20 protein-coding genes are annotated in these 15,365 nt (G+C 64.4%); 10 read left to right on the top strand and 10 right to left on the bottom strand.

The window, feature by feature from the left end; translation table 11 throughout:
• Position 1: 1 nt before the first annotated feature.
• The gene (locus A37U_RS0120790) at positions 2-517 is read right to left on the bottom strand and encodes a putative immunity protein (RefSeq protein WP_026197435.1); all 516 of its coding nucleotides are present in this window, start codon (positions 515-517) and stop codon (positions 2-4) included.
• A gap of 33 nt (positions 518-550) precedes the next feature.
• Here A37U_RS0120790 and A37U_RS0120795 point away from each other — a divergent pair, with 33 nt between their 5' ends.
• A complete protein-coding gene (locus A37U_RS0120795; RefSeq protein WP_020498605.1) occupies positions 551-946 on the top strand; it encodes a VOC family protein in 396 nt (131 codons plus the stop codon).
• On the opposite strand, the gene A37U_RS52990 is transcribed toward A37U_RS0120795, so the two are convergent.
• Both A37U_RS52990 and A37U_RS44455 read right to left on the bottom strand, forming a co-directional pair.
• Complete coding sequence (locus A37U_RS52990) at positions 850-1,608, bottom strand: hypothetical protein (protein WP_205622964.1); 759 nt, start codon at positions 1,606-1,608, stop codon at positions 850-852. The two genes, A37U_RS0120795 and A37U_RS52990, sit on opposite strands and share 97 nt — an antisense overlap.
• A gap of 21 nt (positions 1,609-1,629) precedes the next feature.
• Positions 1,630-2,031 (bottom strand): MDR/zinc-dependent alcohol dehydrogenase-like family protein, encoded by a 402-nt coding sequence (locus tag A37U_RS44455; RefSeq protein WP_020498608.1) that lies wholly within the window; start codon positions 2,029-2,031, stop codon positions 1,630-1,632.
• 656 nt (positions 2,032-2,687) lie between these two features.
• Here A37U_RS44455 and A37U_RS51695 point away from each other — a divergent pair.
• Entirely contained in the window at positions 2,688-3,239 is a 552-nt protein-coding gene (locus A37U_RS51695; RefSeq protein ID WP_157182909.1) for a DUF5994 family protein, read from the top strand.
• A 731-nt stretch (positions 3,240-3,970) separates the two neighbouring features.
• Here the strand turns inward: A37U_RS51695 and A37U_RS0120830 are convergent.
• Both A37U_RS0120830 and A37U_RS0120835 read right to left on the bottom strand, forming a co-directional pair.
• The gene (locus tag A37U_RS0120830; RefSeq protein WP_020498612.1) at positions 3,971-4,255 is read right to left on the bottom strand and encodes a hypothetical protein; all 285 of its coding nucleotides are present in this window, start codon (positions 4,253-4,255) and stop codon (positions 3,971-3,973) included.
• 413 nt (positions 4,256-4,668) lie between these two features.
• Positions 4,669-4,851, bottom strand: a complete 183-nt coding sequence (locus A37U_RS0120835) for a hypothetical protein (protein WP_026197437.1) — start codon at positions 4,849-4,851, stop codon at positions 4,669-4,671.
• 142 nt (positions 4,852-4,993) lie between these two features.
• Between A37U_RS0120835 and A37U_RS0120840 the strand changes: the two genes are divergently transcribed.
• The 3 genes from A37U_RS0120840 to A37U_RS0120850 are packed head-to-tail and all read left to right on the top strand — an operon-like array spanning position 4,994 to position 7,590.
• Positions 4,994-6,034, top strand: coding sequence for a fatty acid desaturase family protein (locus A37U_RS0120840; RefSeq protein ID WP_020498614.1), 1,041 nt, complete (start codon positions 4,994-4,996; stop codon positions 6,032-6,034).
• A 59-nt stretch (positions 6,035-6,093) separates the two neighbouring features.
• A complete protein-coding gene (locus A37U_RS44460; protein ID WP_020498615.1) occupies positions 6,094-6,777 on the top strand; it encodes a GAF and ANTAR domain-containing protein in 684 nt (227 codons plus the stop codon).
• Between the two features lie 48 nt (positions 6,778-6,825).
• Positions 6,826-7,590, top strand: a complete 765-nt coding sequence (locus A37U_RS0120850) for a GAF and ANTAR domain-containing protein (protein ID WP_020498616.1) — start codon at positions 6,826-6,828, stop codon at positions 7,588-7,590.
• 1,070 nt (positions 7,591-8,660) lie between these two features.
• On the opposite strand, the gene A37U_RS0120855 is transcribed toward A37U_RS0120850, so the two are convergent.
• The gene (locus A37U_RS0120855) at positions 8,661-9,014 is read right to left on the bottom strand and encodes a hypothetical protein (protein WP_157182911.1); all 354 of its coding nucleotides are present in this window, start codon (positions 9,012-9,014) and stop codon (positions 8,661-8,663) included.
• A gap of 272 nt (positions 9,015-9,286) precedes the next feature.
• Entirely contained in the window at positions 9,287-9,457 is a 171-nt protein-coding gene (locus A37U_RS51700) for a hypothetical protein (RefSeq protein WP_020498618.1), read from the bottom strand.
• Between the two features lie 703 nt (positions 9,458-10,160).
• On the opposite strand from A37U_RS51700, the gene A37U_RS44465 reads away from it, so the two are divergent.
• Positions 10,161-10,358 (top strand): hypothetical protein, encoded by a 198-nt coding sequence (locus A37U_RS44465; protein ID WP_157182912.1) that lies wholly within the window; start codon positions 10,161-10,163, stop codon positions 10,356-10,358.
• 156 nt (positions 10,359-10,514) lie between these two features.
• Here the strand turns inward: A37U_RS44465 and A37U_RS54925 are convergent, their stop codons facing one another.
• Positions 10,515-11,027 carry a DUF5994 family protein gene (locus A37U_RS54925; RefSeq protein WP_420806247.1) on the bottom strand — a complete coding sequence of 171 codons (513 nt, stop codon included), beginning with the start codon at positions 11,025-11,027 and terminating at the stop codon, positions 10,515-10,517.
• Between the two features lie 138 nt (positions 11,028-11,165).
• Positions 11,166-11,324 (bottom strand): DUF6307 family protein, encoded by a 159-nt coding sequence (locus tag A37U_RS51705; RefSeq protein ID WP_020498621.1) that lies wholly within the window; start codon positions 11,322-11,324, stop codon positions 11,166-11,168.
• A gap of 348 nt (positions 11,325-11,672) precedes the next feature.
• On the opposite strand from A37U_RS51705, the gene A37U_RS50975 reads away from it, so the two are divergent.
• Both A37U_RS50975 and A37U_RS0120885 read left to right on the top strand, forming a co-directional pair.
• Positions 11,673-12,266: a DUF5994 family protein gene (locus A37U_RS50975; RefSeq protein ID WP_157182913.1), complete on the top strand. Its 594-nt coding sequence runs from the start codon at positions 11,673-11,675 to the stop codon at positions 12,264-12,266.
• Entirely contained in the window at positions 12,263-13,129 is an 867-nt protein-coding gene (locus A37U_RS0120885; RefSeq protein ID WP_020498623.1) for a slipin family protein, read from the top strand. Before A37U_RS50975 ends, A37U_RS0120885 begins: the two co-directional genes overlap by 4 nt.
• 100 nt (positions 13,130-13,229) lie before the next feature.
• Here the strand turns inward: A37U_RS0120885 and A37U_RS51710 are convergent, their stop codons facing one another.
• On the bottom strand, positions 13,230-13,415 hold the full coding sequence (locus A37U_RS51710) for a DUF1707 SHOCT-like domain-containing protein (protein ID WP_157182914.1): 186 nt from the start codon (positions 13,413-13,415) through the stop codon (positions 13,230-13,232).
• Between the two features lie 704 nt (positions 13,416-14,119).
• Here A37U_RS51710 and A37U_RS44475 point away from each other — a divergent pair.
• Together A37U_RS44475 and A37U_RS44480 are read left to right on the top strand one after the other, a co-directional pair.
• Entirely contained in the window at positions 14,120-14,842 is a 723-nt protein-coding gene (locus A37U_RS44475) for a DUF6292 family protein (RefSeq protein ID WP_157182915.1), read from the top strand.
• Positions 14,839-15,365 (top strand): GAF domain-containing protein (locus A37U_RS44480; RefSeq protein ID WP_020498626.1); only part of this gene is annotated, 527 nt, incomplete at its 3' end. The genes A37U_RS44475 and A37U_RS44480, both read left to right, overlap by 4 nt.

The raw sequence follows: 15,365 nt of genomic DNA on the forward strand, positions 1-15,365 counted from the left end.
CTCAGCAGTCGAACACCGACCAGCAGATCTCGTTGCGCAGCCGCTGATCGTCGAGCACGAGCTCGCGGATCTCGTCCGGTAACCGGTCCCGCTGCCACCGGCATTCACGCTGCCCGGCGGCTACGCTCTCCGCGCCCGGAACGGCGGCGCGGGCGGCCTTGATCGCGTAGGCGGCGGCCCCCAGTTCGTGGGCCGCGACGTGCGCGACGGCCCCAGCCTGGCCCGCGGCGTAGGCGGCGTGCCGGGCCGCACCGCGCAGATCACGGGCTGCCCCCATGGCGTGCCCGCCCGCCGCGCGAGCCTGCATCATCTTCACCTCACCGCGCACCCAGGCGCGGGCGTGCTCGATCGCCGCGCGCGGTCGCGAATCCCCGGGCCGCACCGATTCGAAGAGTTCGAGGACGTGTTCCGCGCACGACGCCGCCCACAGTGCGAGCAGCCGGTGATCCGAATCCGTGAGGGTCCCGCCGCGGCGGATCGTGACGAAGCGGGGATCGCGTACTTTCGGAAGAATCACGACCGGCACGCTACCCGACCAGGAGGCCCGGCCATGGCCAGTAAGTTCACCGAACTCGCGATCGACTGTGCCGATCCTGCGGGGCTCGCCCGGTTCTGGTGTTCGGTCCTCGGTTACGAGGTGCAGGACGAGGACGAGGCGGACGGGATCGTCATCATCGGTTCACCTGCGGTGCCGGAAGGCAAAGACCGCCCCGGCCCGGTCCCGCCGGTGCTGACCTTCGCGCGCGTTCCCGAGGGAAAGACGATCAAGAACAGGCTGCACCTCGACCTGAATCCGACCGATGCGGAGCAGGCCGAGGAGGTCCACCGCCTGCTCGAACTGGGCGCGGGCTACGCCGATGTCGGGCAGACCGGCGAGGAGTCCTGGCTCTGTCTTGCCGATCCGGAGGGCAATGAGTTCTGCGTACTCACGAGCCGCTGCCCCTGAAGCAGAACTCCTGGTCCGCGCCGGTTCCGCCGCACATCGCCGATCGGTAGAGCACCGTGAGCGGAGCGTCGATGGGGTGCGAGCGGAGTTTCCCAGCGGCATCGAGTTCGTTCCACCGCTGCCGGTTGATCGCGATTGCCATCTGCCGCCCGCCATCGGCGCGGGTCATGGTGATCGTGCCACCGCCCGGCCTGCCACGCGCGGACCGCGGCGTGCACCGAATCGGGAGTCGGCTCGCAGCCGAGCACATCCAGCACCCGGCGTTCCAGGTGCGGCAGATTGAAGTGCGGCACGAACCAGCGATCATCGGCGGTCTGCCATGGCTGGGTGAGCGAAACCATGTGCTCGACATCGGGGGAAAGCGGGGCGGGACGGAACTCCCCCTGCTCGTCCCGGACGAGGGTCATGTCCTCACCGCCGAGGGCCGTGGCCGCCGCGGCCCGCACATTGACCCCGATTTGCTGACGGCGGCCGGTGCGCAGCTCCCAGAGGTCGTTCGCGGCCACCGCGCGCGCCGCGAGAGCATCGGCGAGGGTCTCCCCGATCCGGAACGGGGACACGAACAACGGGTCCATTCCGCTGATCGTCACCTCGCCATCGGCAGACCGTGCATCGCCGCGAATCGCCATCAGTTCATCGAAAGCGCGGGGATCACTGCTCATCGTCATTCCTTTCCCGACTGATCAATTCGTCTTGGCATCGACGACAATGCGGCCGGTGCCGCGACCGGCGAGGAGCTCGGCGGCGACATCCTGTGCCTCGGCGAGCGCGATCGTGTGGGTCACCGCATCGAGCCGGGCCGGGTCGAGATCGCGGGCGAGCCGCTGCCACGCGGCCTCCCGGCGCTCGACCGGAGTGCGCACCGAGTCGATGCCGAGCAGGGAGATACCCCGGAGAATGAAGGGCAGCGCATTGCCGGGGTATTCGGCGCTCGCGGCGAGCCCGCAGGTGCTCGCGATTCCGGAGTGGTGCAGTCCGGACAAGGTACCGGCGAGGATGGTGCCGCCCACCGCGTCGATCACGCCCGCCCATCGCTGCCGGGCCAGCGGTCTGCCGACCGCTTCGAGTTCGGCCCGGTCGAGCACACTGGCGGCACCGAGCCCGATGAGCCGTTCACTCAGCGAATCGGAGCGCCTGGTCGCGGCGACCGCTTCCTAGCCGGAACACCACGACCTCGGCCGCTGAGGCCCACCTGCACGCGCGAGTCACCCATCTGCCGCTGAACGGTGCGCCACCGGTCGCCCTGCGGCTGTTGTGGCCCACCCGCCGCAAGAACGACACACTGCTGCGCCGGTTTAGCGAATTCGCCTCATCGGTCCGGTAGGGCCCGTCATGTGCGTCCGGCGAGGTGCGCCGCGCAGCTCTCCCAGACATCGAGTTTTATCTGCGCCATCGGCAGAAATCCGGAACACAGGCATTGACAGCCTGTCCGGCAAAGACCGCAGCGGCACGACTGTACCGGACCGTGATAACCAAGAACCGGCCGCCGATCGAGCTGATACCTCGCCACGAGCCCGCGCTGGGCCCTTACCACTTTCACTGGAATCCGCCCGATCGACGCTCATCGCAGGTGAGCTCTTCGCCTCGGCTGAACCGGACGGTCGATTCATATCGACGTCGTCCCGATATGGCCGATGGGCCGCGGCGGGTAGTGTCGGTGGTATCGGAAGTTCTCCCGCGAACTCAACCGCTTCCGGTACACGATGCCGGTCCTCAACCGACCGGAGACGGGAGCCCCGATATGCTATCGGACTCACTGATTTCCCCTGCCGTACCAATCGAGGACGCGAGTCGCCATGCGCGGCTGAGTCTTACTGCGAAAGGTCCGTCGACCGGATACGTCGATGGCGCCTGGTGTCCAGGCTCGCGCGATCTTGCTGTCGAACTGCCGGTTCTCGCCACCAGGATCGCCGACCGGTTTTGGCCGGTCGCCAAGGTGTGCTTCGCGCTCGCCTCATGGAACCAGGTGCCGGCACGCCTGGATATCGACGGACGCACCGTTCGGCTTTCCGGCCTGCATTCACAGAGTGAGCACGTGATCGATCTGTTCGGCCCCGAGCGTCAGCGGCTGCGCCTTCTCGTCATTCCCCCAGAGGCGAGCCAAGAAGCCGGCGATATCGCGATGCGGCTCGTCGTCGATCGGCAAAACCTCTCCTCGCCTCGGCAAATCCTTGCCGTCAGTGGCGCTTTCTACGTGGATGCCGCCTCGCACATTGAGAGTGCGCTCGACCGCTGGGAAACCGACGGAGGAAGCCGCGAGACGAGCGCACATCAGACAGCGCATCGATCATGACACTGCATCGCAGCATTTCCGCTTCTTCGGCGCTCCCGCCCTATCTCGGGGGCAGCCTGAACCCTGTCGCCGATGAAACGAGGCTTGCCGAGGAGACTTCGCCGAGACGCATCCCTTGTCGGATTCGGTTCCTTCGTCCTCGGTACTGCCGCGAGGCCGTCTCGCCCCCTGTCGGCTCACACTCTCAGAGCCGCTGGTGAACGGATGGTTCCGGGGCGATAGGCGGGGCCAGAAACTGCACGAGGAACGCACCAGCCCGCTTGCCAGGACTGAATTCCCCGGTCCGATCGGGCCGTTCGACAGCCGGATGACTGAACACGACCGCCGTGACCGTCGAATACTGGTTTGTGTTTTCGTTCATGGAAATCCTCCAGAGAAGTATTGATCGTGAGGCTGGGTAGGGATGCTTGGCCACGCCCGCGGGCAACCAGCAACTGGATCCCGGTCGGCTCTTCCGTTGACGACGAACCCGAACCGCGCTTACAGGCCATCATGAAACCCGGGCCGCACCGAAACGGGCTGGCCCAGTTAAGAAATCCGCACCCGGACAACCGGACCTTCGATCAGCAAACCGACGAGACGATCCGATCCCGGAGCGAGACAATGAAATCCTCGATATTCACTGTACTCCACCACGGCCACGCGCGGTTCGATCCGTGCGACAAGATCGATACCAGCCCGTAGAGAACGACAGGAGTGTTATTCGCCGCTACGGGTTCCCTCACCGGGAATCACGAACGGTGCCCCCGTTCGATCTCGTGCCCGAACTGGCTTTCGAGGATATCGAGTACCGATCCGATACCGGCTTGCACGGTCTCGAGCATGTCGTACAGGTCTCTGACGCCCTCGCCTGCCGCATGGTCCCACGCCTGTCGCAGGTCCACGGCGACTGACGTCACGGCCTCAGCGGCTTCCTTGCATTCCCGGCGGTCGAGGTACTGCGCCAGCAGTATCAGCCTCTGTTCCAGCCCGCAGGCACTGCTGTCCGCAACCGGCCGTGCGTCGTCGCTCGTCACAAGTCCTCATCGTACTCCCACCCGTAATCAGGCACCCCGATCGAGCCGCCTCTCACGACAGAGGACGCCGCGATACCTCCCGGACTATCGGGCAAAGCCGGTACAGCCGAGTTTTCCTTTCAAGGCAACCGCGTTCCCGGGTGAAAACCACCTTCGCGCCCCCACTCGGCGCGGCTACGGGCGACTGCGACGCTTCCGGTATGGGGAGTTGCATCGGTTTCACCTAGCTGTCCTTCGGCATTACCCTGCTCGTTGCGGCTGATCGAAAGCGAGACCGGATGGCTCGAGGGATCAGCAGGGCGAAGGCGTGCGGGATCGCCGGTGTTCGGCCCGGTACCGGCGAGCGGCGGCAAGGTTGCACCGCACGGTACTGTCCGCCGTCGCGCGTCCGAGGTGTCGGTTGCTCGTGAGGTTCACTCGGAGGGCTTCCGGATGATCTGCTCGATACCGCGCAACCGGTCTGCGATGTCGACGAGTGCGGCGAGTTGCGCCAAAGCGCGCTTCTGTTCTGGCGAGTCGCTGGAGCGACGCCCCTGTGTCAGATCTGCGAGCAGCTCATGAGCCACGTCGCTCGGAGCCGCTCCCTGTTGAGTCATACCGAAAGTCTACACACGGAACCGGCAGTGACCTGATGGAAACCGGGCTGGTTGCCAGCAGCCGACCATCATGTCATTCTTGGAGAGTCACCCCAGACCCCGGTGTCCGGAAATACGATGGATCCAGGGAACGGTGGTTGTCATGTCCGCAGTCGATACGGACCCCGCTGTCCGCGCACCCGCCGAAGTACGCGGCGACTATGCGAAACTGTCCACGGTCATTCGTGATGCCGGTTTGTTGGACCGGCGCCTCGTCTACTACACGGTGAAGGTCGTGCTCAATCTGCTGGTCTTCGCTGCCGGCTGGGTCGCGTTCGCGTTCATCGGAGACTCGTGGTGGCAGTTGCTGGTCGCCGTGTTCTTCGCGGTGATGTTCGCTCAGTTGTCCTTCATCGGTCACGACGCTGGACACCGGCAGGTTTTCCGGACCGGCAAAGCCAACGATACGCTCGGCCGGGCACATGGCGGTCTGGTCGGGCTGAGCTATATCTGGTGGATCGACCAGCACAACCGCCACCACGCCAACCCGAACCACGAACAGAACGATCCCGATCTCGACATCGCGGTCATCGCCTTCACCGGCGCACAAAGCGGAGCTAAACGCGGCTTGCCACGGATGATCGCGAAACACCAAGCCGTCTTGTTCTTCCCCTTGCTTTTGCTGGAGGGGATCAGCCTGCACCTGTCCAGCGTGCAGACCTTGCTGCGGAATAAAACCAGGTACCGCAGACTCGAGCTTTGCTTGCTTTTCGGTCATTTCGCCGTTTACCTTGCCGCGGTTTTCCTGGTGCTCTCGCCGCTGACGGCCGTGGTGTTCATCCTGATACACCAGTGCCTCTGGGGCTTGTACATGGGCTGTTCGTTTGCCCCAGGGCACAAGGGGATGCCTACCATCGGTGCGGGGCAGCGCATCGACTTCCTACGCAAACAGGTCCTCACGTCGCGCAACATACGGGGAAACGTGTTCGTCGACTTTGTCCTTGGCGGACTGAACTACCAGATCGAGCACCATCTGTTCCCGACGATGGCGCGGCCGAACCTACGCAAGGCACAACCGCTGGTCCGGGAATTCTGTACACAACAAGGTATCGACTACGCACAATGCGGATGGCTACGCACCTACGGATATGTTCTGCAACATCTGCACGCGGTCAGCGCCCCATTGCGAACGGCCAGTCAGTGATCCCGCACCGAGAGCCAGACGCAGAGCTCACCGAACTGCGAGGGGCCGTACTGGCCGCGATGGCCGACCCTGCGGGAGGGGGCGAAGCAGTGTTCCGGATCTGCCACGCCGGTGTGGAGATGCTGCCCGTGGACGGGGCATCGATCTCCGCGGTACGTGACGGTGCCGAACGCGAAACTCTCTACGCCACCGACGAAATCATCGCCAGAGTGGAATCCCTCCAATTCACACTCGGCGAAGGCCCCTGCCACGAAGCATGCGCCAGCCGCCGGCCCGTACTGGTGCCCGACCTGTCGATTGCCCCACAGACCAGGTGGCCTGTATTCGTCTCGGAAATCGACGGCTTGCCGATCGGAGCCATCTATGCTTTCCCTATCCAGTACGGTGCGGTCGACATCGGCGTACTCGACCTCTATCGGCGACACATCGGGTGGCTGACCGACACCGAACTGAACACCGCGCTGCAGATCGTCGATCTGGCAGCGGGTGCTCTGCTGGGTGCACAATCGGAGACGGTGCACGACACAGACGGCCGCGGGTTGAAAGTCTGGCTGGCTCCGTTGCCGCGTAACCGGGCCGAGATCCACCAGGCCACCGGGATCCTGGTAGCTGCCCTCGGTATACCGGCCGAGCAGGCCCTCGCGCGGCTGCGCAGCTATGCTTTCACGACGGACAGCGTGGTAGAGGACATCGCCAACGACATCGTGAACCGGCGAACCGAACCGGTCGTGTTCGACACGTGAATACCAAGGCAGCCTGATATACCGCCGGCAGGCGGGAGGACATGCACGATGACCGATCCGTCCCTCAGGGACACCGCAAGAGAAACACGACTGCTACAGAGCTTCGTCCACATAGCCGACACCCTCGTCGACGACTATGACGTCGACGACGTACTGCATGAGCTCACCGAGGTATGCGTTGATGTCTTGGACACCACAGCGGTCGGGCTGATGCTCGCCGACCAGCGCGGTGGCCTCCAGACATTGGCCGCTTCGTCAGAGAAGGCCAGGCTGCTCGAACTGTTCCAGATCGCCGCGAACGAGGGCCCCTGCCTGGAATGTTTTCGCAGTGGCGATCCGGTGCTCGTAGACAATATCGCCGAGTACACGAGCCGCTGGCCACAGTTCGCCCCGACCGCGCTGAAACGTGATTTTCACTCCGCGCATTCGATCCCGCTTCGGCTGCGTGGAAAGACCATCGGATCGCTGAACCTGTTCGGTCAACGCCCCGGTTCACCTGGTGAACAGGACCTCAAGGTGGCCCGCGCGCTTGCCGACACCGCCACGATCGGCATCCTCCACGAACGCACCATCCACCGCAACGAGGCACTGACCGAACAGCTCCAGACCGCGCTGAACAGCCGGATCAGCATCGAACAGGCCAAAGGCGTACTCGCACACGCCAGCGGGCTCGACATGGACCAAGCATTCCAGCGCCTGCGCCAGTACGCCCGCCGCACCAACAACCCGCTCAGTCGCGTCGCCAACCAACTCACGGAAGGTATCCTGCGGCCGGATCAGATCCTCGGCCCGCAAGCCTCACGAAGATCCTGATCTCGTAACGAACACCGACCTGATTCGAAATTCGATCGCGAGCCCTGTCCCACTCTCATTTCGAACATAACGATTCAGACGGATCTTGCTTGTATGCGAGGCAAAACGTCCTGCTCCGCAGTCAGCCCTGGCGGAAATCGCAGGCGGAAATTGAGCGCGGCCACTACGCTCAGGGTCCGCTGGTCACGAACGCGGCGCGCACTGGCGGGAAACCCATGACCGCAAGGCCTTCAGCGGCGTGCCCGACGAAGACGATCACAGAAGGAAAGCAGCCGTTGCCGGGCTGCGGTGGTCGTGTGGAACTCGTGCGAGCGCGGGTAGCTCTTTGGTGCTGTCGGTGATCGCGTGTTCGATACAGCCGATGCCGTGTCCGGCGAAGGAGTCTTCGCGCGGGTGAGTAACGCGGCACCGGCGGGACCTTGCTCGTCAGGCAGAATCCCGGCGTAGGCCGGAGGTCATGGTCGGCAACGGCGGCGCGAACGTAGTCGTAGCCGATGCATCCTTTTCTGGATGGAGCGTTCACTGCGGCCCAGGGGGCGCCATCCGCCGCCGTCGGAGATCTTGTGGATCTCTTCACATCGAGGTGCACCAGCTCGTTCGCGGCGGACAGTCGCGCTCCGGCACCAGCACTGCGATCAGGGGGCACAGGCGACAACACCGTGACAGGGCAGTATCCGGCTGATCATGCGCTCGGGGCACCTGTTTCGCCCGCGATCCACGCCGGGCGACGTCGGTAGGGAGTCCGGCAGGCCAGCCTGCGCCTCGCCCCGGGGGCGGCGTGCGTCGCGACAAGGGCCCCGCCCGATCGCCCCTCCTTGCCCCCGAGGTCAATCCTTACCCCGGGAGCCGGATGTTGCGGTGCACGTGTCGAGCTTCTCGAAGTGCTGGAAAGCCCTGCGTGATGGGCAGACCGGTCGAGCCGAATCGTGCCATTCCTGACCGTTCTCGAGCACGGCTTTCCGAACGTTCACTGCCGCCCGCCGGTGTCTGAAGCCGTGTCTCTCCGCCTGGTGGCGATTCGATCGCGCCCCGTCGCGGGACCTGCCCCTGCGGCGAGAGAAGATGTGTTGCTACTCCACCGGGTCGGCGGCCACGACCTCCCAAGCGTCTGCCGGCACCGTGCGTGTCACGACGAACCGCATGCCACCTTCGGCGCCGTGTGTGGCGTGCAAGACCTTGTCTCGCAGGTATTGGGCAGCATCCAGGTCCAAAAACAACCGGCACTCTTGCCCGGCACGCAACTGCAACGTTCTCGGCGGCACTGCGCGTACCACTTCGAGGTCAACGCCTTCTAAGCGATCGACGTCGCTGCGCGGGATGGTCGGCACCCGGATGTGGAGACCCCCGTGCGCGGGAGTTTCACCCGCCGAAATAAGATCGCGGATCACATCCATCGCCTGCCTGGTTATTTTGAGCATATTCACTCAGCCTTTCCCGGACGCACATTCGGTTTGACACTTGCTATCGCCCCACTCTTCCAGCGTACTCACCAAGAACTAGCAGCGTTGCCCTCTGGTTCGAATGGGCACATCGGCACGAGTCACAGCTTTTTGAGACCGGCGCGAAAAGCACACATCCGGATTCAGGTCCGATGGATTCGTTTTGTCCGCCCACGCTCAGTTCACCACAAGAGTCCGGGGATCTGGTCAACTGCTTGGTGCATCCGGAGAGGTTTCGGCGCATGAGGATCCTCAGGTCACTGTCGACGTGCACTGGTGAGCGTGTGGCGTCTGACAATGCCGATCGTGGTCGTGGCGGCGAATATCACCGTCCCGACGGCCAGCAACCAGACCAGTCCCTTGGCAAGCGCTCCGACAACGATCAGCACGACGCTCAGTGTCAAGACGATGAAAAGGACGATAATCACCGCAACTCAGCCTCCTGGATCGGTGGGCAGGTTTACATCGGCGATCTGCTCGATGCCGCCGGGGTCCGGGGCGATACCTTGAGGATACCCCGAAGTCGCACGGTGCGGGGCGAAGAGAAGAACAGCCGAGCGGCGAAGCTGAGCTCGACGGGTGCACCTCGGGTCCGGACACTGCTTCGTCCAGAGCGCGTGACAGGCGTTATTCTTGTCACCGGGCGGTCAATCGCAGGGCGGGGCGCCGCGAAACGGTCCTCGCCAACGAAAGACCGGTCGCTATTCTGCCCGTGCCGAACGGCGCGCTGTGCGTCGCGTGCGCGCAGGATGCTCTCCAGGATTTCTCCGCTGAAAGATGAGGCGACAGTATGACAATTATCGACAACGGGGCTGAGCCGGAGTCGTCTGTGGCATCGGCGGCTGCCACTTTTGCGACCGGACAGGACCGCGGGGCCACCCACGGCACGGGAACGATGCCTGTAGTGCCGCTGACGGGAATGAGCGCACAGTTGTGGACAGTCGCGCTCATCGCCGGACGGCTCACCGAGGCGTTGGATCAGTTGCGCGCCGGATCCTCGGGCAAACGGTTGTCCGGTCCGGATCCGGTGCTCGTCGCGCCGGACCGAACCGCGGCATACGCTCTCAGCGGCGGCACAGAGTGTGCCTTCGACATTCTTGCGACAGGTTCGCATCCACCGACCTCGAGGTTGTGGAGCCGATGACCGGATTCTTCATGAATTTCGGCCTCGATTCGATCGGGCAGAAGCAAGGTGAATCCGACCGGATCGAGCGCTATCGAGCCGCGCGTACCGTTGCGGCCGGCTCCATCGATGCGGCCGACTGCGCACTGCTACTCGAGCTACTGGGCCTGGAGCCGAAGGATGGTTTCACTGTCCGGGATCGGTGATTCGGTGGCGCGGTAGGTCGAGCGGGCTAGCAGGCGATGCGGCGGCGACGCCCGGCTCCCCCTGCTTCGATGGTGAATCGAACTCCGTATACGGCCGACCGACCGGTCCCTGGCGGTGGCTGGTCGGACACGTGTGCGCCGTGGTGAACGCTGGTTTCACCGGTGGCCTGTGCCGGGCATCCCATTCACGCTGTGCCGGCCCGCGGTAAGGGCCTCTCCAGAGTCACTGTCCAGTACGCCGTTGCTGGCGAGGATGTCTTCTGCGCTCGTCGTGTGATTGGCGACTGCGCTCGCGCGCAGCACCGCATGCGCTGTGCCACGGTGTACGGTCGGCGGCACTACGAGCAATCGCAATCGTCGTGCACTCGCCCCGAGCAGGACGACGGTATGCGAATCCAGTGACCGGACGTCGACGAGCCGTACATTTTGGCCGTCGACGTCAGCCTGTGGTGGGACCGGTGCCCACATACTGGCGTGATAATGGACTTGGCCGGGAGAGCCGAACCGCGATCGGATCGCTGCGGCAAGCGTTTCCAATTCGGTGACAAGGTCCGTCGATCGTGGCCACCAGCCACCGCCGAGCTGACCGTGGGCACTCCCGAATGGCCGCAAGCAGAGTCGCGCCCTCTGCCGGTTTTCTCGCTGTCCCGGGATTTTCTGGTCCTTCACGATTCCTCGGATGATTCCGTTGTCCGGTATGCGGTTCGTCGCCCGATGGCAGCAGCGGTAACGCTGAGAACCTGCTCATCGAGCCGGGAACGACGATGAGGTTGCTCCGATGACATGTATCTCCAGCCGGAAGGCAAATCACCGGACATGCTCGGGGATCTTGTCCAGTGCTTCCAATACCGCCACAGCGGCGTTTCGTGCCGTGTCGGGATTGATGCCCGGCTGCGCGAGCAGCGCCACCCTGACGAGATCCACGCGCCGATCGTAGTGTGAAACGAAGTGCGATTCGACATTCATGACGATCCTTTCCGGACGACTGAGGTGCTGATCCCGGGCGCAGCAGAGCTGGAGTGCGGTCGAGTTTCGTACGGCCCGCGAGGGCGAGGTGGCAAGCATGGCCCGCAATGAGAAATCGCCTCCCGGGTGTCGGGGATGCGCGGCAGAATGCCGCGATCCGTCACGCCGGGGTCCAGGGCGATAAACACAGCATACGCCGCGCGGTGCCGATGCGCCTGCCCCGCTCGATGCGATCGCGGCAGGCGTAGTGTCGGTGGTGTCGAGAGTTCTCCGTATATCGGCTACCGAGCCGGTGTCGTTTTCGACGAGGTACCGAACCGATCGATACCGATCGGGGAGGGAGTCGAAATGAAATCCACCCTTCATTCGCCCGCCACCATGGCGCCGGTGGAGCCCGCGAAAAACGAAACCCACGATCGCTCACGGCTGCGGTTGAAACCGCACGGACCGCCTGCCGGTTACGTCGACGGAGCTTGGTGGCCGAGGTCGCGGGACCTTACCCGGGAAATACCACGGCTGGCGGCGATGCTCGCGTCCAGCTGGTTGCCGCCGAGCAGGATCACGTTCGCCATGGAGGCTTGGGATCCGGCGCCGCGGCGTGTCAGTGTCAACGGCAGACTCATCCGGCTCGGGGGCTTTCATTCCCAAGACGAACATCTCCTGGACGTGCTCGGGCCGGACGGGGAGCGGCTCACGCTACTTGTCGTCCCGCCGGAAAACAGCGTGGACGAAAGCGAGCAGGCACTTCAGTCGGCGGCCGATCCGGACAACCGTGAATCGCCGGAGGACCTCCTGAGCCATGGCACTGCGCTCTCCGCTCTCCCCCGGTCAGCTACCGCCGACGACAGCACTGTCGACGCATGGGAGTCCGAAGGCGGCCAGGTGCACGACAGTCGCCGGCCTACACATAGCGCTGGCTCGCGGGCCTGGAAACGGTCATGACCACACTTGTCGTCCTCATCGTCATCCTCGGTATTCTCGCGCTCGTCACGCTGGCGGCGAGCCTGCGCAAGATAGAACAGTTCGAGCGCGGGGTCGTGCTTCGCTTCGGTCGTCTGTTACCCATGATCCGCCAGCCCGGCCTCCGCATGATCGTGCCGTTCGCCGATCGCCTGTACCACGTCAATATGCAGACGATCGTGCTCGACATACCGCCGCAAGGCGCGATCACCAAGGACAATGTCACGCTGAGCGTCGACGCGGTCGTGTACTACCGGGTTATCGATCCGGTGAAGGCGGTCATCAACGTACAGCGTTACATGCACGCCGTTTCGCAGGTGGCACAGACCTCCCTGCGGTCGGTCATCGGGCGCGCCGAACTCGATACCCTTCTTTCCGACCGCGATCAGGTCAACACCGAACTGAAAGCGGTCATCGACACCCCGACCGAGGGTCCCTGGGGCCTTTCCATCGAACGCGTCGAGATCAAGGATGTCTCCCTTCCGGACGGGATGAAGCGCTCGATGTCCCGACAGGCGGAGGCAGAGCGGGAGCGCAGGGCGCGAGTGATCGCCGCGGATGGCGAGTTCCAAGCCTCGACCAAACTGGCGGCCGCGGCCGAGACGATGAGTGCAACGCCGTCGGCCCTGCAACTGCGCCTGCTGCAGACCGTCGTCGATGTGGCAGCCGAGAAGAACAGCACCCTCGTCATGCCGTTCCCGGTCGAGATGCTCCGGTTCTTCGAAAATATGACGGGCGGGCAGCAGGCCGAAAAGCCGCAAGCGGATACTGGTAACGGCCGAGTCGACGACATCGACGGCGTCCTGTTCGGCGGGGACCGGAAACCGGTGACCGGTACGGAATGAGGGCCCATCGAGCAGTATTCCTGGCTCGCGACAGAGGTTTCCGCTCGTTCGGCCGGGATCGGGATGCAGCGGAGGGAAAACCGGACCCGGACGGGCGCGGTCACCAGAGGCTGTGGGGGAGGTCGGCGATCAACTCGTCGAGCTCTCCGATGGTGCGCGACCGCCACACCGCAACGGCCCGCTGCTCGAATTCCGCCATCGTGATTCGTCCCTCGCCGACCGCGTACTGGAGCTTGTCGAGGATGGCTTGGCGCTCCGCGTCCGACGCTCGCCAGTTTCGCATCATGATCACCTGTCCTGGACTCGCCGTGCCGTTCCCAGAGTCGCCGTTCCGTTCCCGAGACGGTTTGACTCGGTCACGGCCCGAAACGCCGCGGTGACCGGACCTGATGTCGCTCCGGTACGACGGCACGAAAATTCCCGTCGAGTCGTCGAAGGCACCGGAGTGGTCCGTCCCCGGAACCACACCCGAGCCTGGCACGCCATACCGATGGTGGCAAGCGGCGCACAGCAGCGAGCAACCCCGTGGCGCGAAACGGGATGGGCGGCACGAGGACATGCGAACCTGTCGGGCCGGCAGCCCCGGGGCTGCCGGATTGATCGGCCCATCTACAGGAGCATCAACCTCTGAGCGCGCCCTGCCGCGTCTTCGCCCATCGACTGATGGTTGAAGAGCAGCCCGGTTACGGGTGTCATTTCTGTTGTTCTGAGCATGGCCGAATGTGCTGACCGCTGGTCGTCTGAGTCGGAATCCTCCTGGCAGACTCCGTCGACCGGTTCAAGCCGGTCGTACGAGTACCCAGCGAGGCCGGAACCAAAGTCCCTTCACCAAAGCCGATCGACGAGCGGTTCGGTGGTACACGACTGCTCGTGGCGGTCTCGGTGTCCGTGGCTGGGCGGTGCGGTTGGAGGTTGTCTGTCGTTACCGGTGACGTGGTGTATCGGGTGGTCGCCGGTGCACGATCCTGGTCACCGCCGGGCGCGGAGGCTATGGTCGGTGGTACCGGTTCAGATCGGGAGCTGGCGCACGCCTGCTCACCGGTGGCGGGATACCTGTCTGGTTCAGCCCACGTGCCCGCTGGTGATCTCGCCGTTGATTCCTCCGGAAGGAGGGCAAGGACAGTGGTTGTTCATCACGCGGCCTCGGCTCGTTATGCGTCGCAGTCGGCCGGGCGGAAGGCGGTCTCGACCGGTGCTATGACCATGTCATCGCCGCGAGTGCGGCCGGTCGATGCTCCGTTCGCGGAAGTCGAACTGGGTACGCAGCGGGCCGCGTGGGGTTTGCGCCGGTATGTCGCCCAGGTCGCCCATGGGCTGGGGATCGGGTTGGAAAGCGCCTGCTGCGAGGTGGGTGCGACGCCGACCGTCTACTTGGCGCTGGACGAGCGCCTGCCCGATATTCCGGATCAGAATACGGCCCTGTGCTGGGACGTCGTGCATGGGTGGGCGCTCGGAGTGGAGACCGGTTCGGACGAGCAGGTACACCTGGTGGCCTACCTCGGTGGCAGTGAAGTGTTGCCTGTTCCCGAGGTCGTGGTGGTGTTCGCGAAGTCGATGCTGGCTGGTCATCCCGTTGGCCAGGCGGAGCCACCGGTGCTGGTCGGCGAAAAACCGGGCACGCGGCTGGCCGACTATGCGAGCCCGGGAATCTGTCACGACGATCCGGAAAACACGACAGAAGGAACAGCGACAAGGAGACGGGAACGCGAATGACAGAGTCGACCGGCGGTGAGCGGGTGTCGGCCGACACCCGAAAGGTACTGGTCGAGGCCTTGTCCGACGCGGCGCGTGCGTTGGGACAGCGTGACCGCTCGGAAGAGGACGCGTTGCGGCTAATCGTGTCGTCGGCAGTGGCCACAGTCCCTGGCGCCGAACATGCCGGCGTGTCGTTGCTGCGCGGCGACGGAGTGATCACCTCGTACACGCCGTCGAGCAGTACCGTCTCGGAGGTGGATCGATTGCAGTCCACCTACCGGGAAGGTCCGTGTGTGACCGCGTTGTGGGACCAGCACACGGTGGTGGTCGACGATCTGGTCGCCGAGGCCGACCGGTGGCCGCGGTTTGCCCCGGAGGCTGCTGCCCGAGGGATTCTCAGCATGCTGTCGTTCCAGCTGTTCACTCGTGATGACTCCCTGGGCGCGTTGAACCTTTACTCCAGTGTTCGCAAGAGGTTCGATCTCGACTCGCAGATGCTGGGCGGCTTGTTCGCCTCGCAGGCCGCGCTGGTACTGGCCGG

Source organism: Sciscionella marina DSM 45152 (assembly GCF_000379465.1).
Lineage (GTDB): Bacteria > Actinomycetota > Actinomycetes > Mycobacteriales > Pseudonocardiaceae > Sciscionella > Sciscionella marina.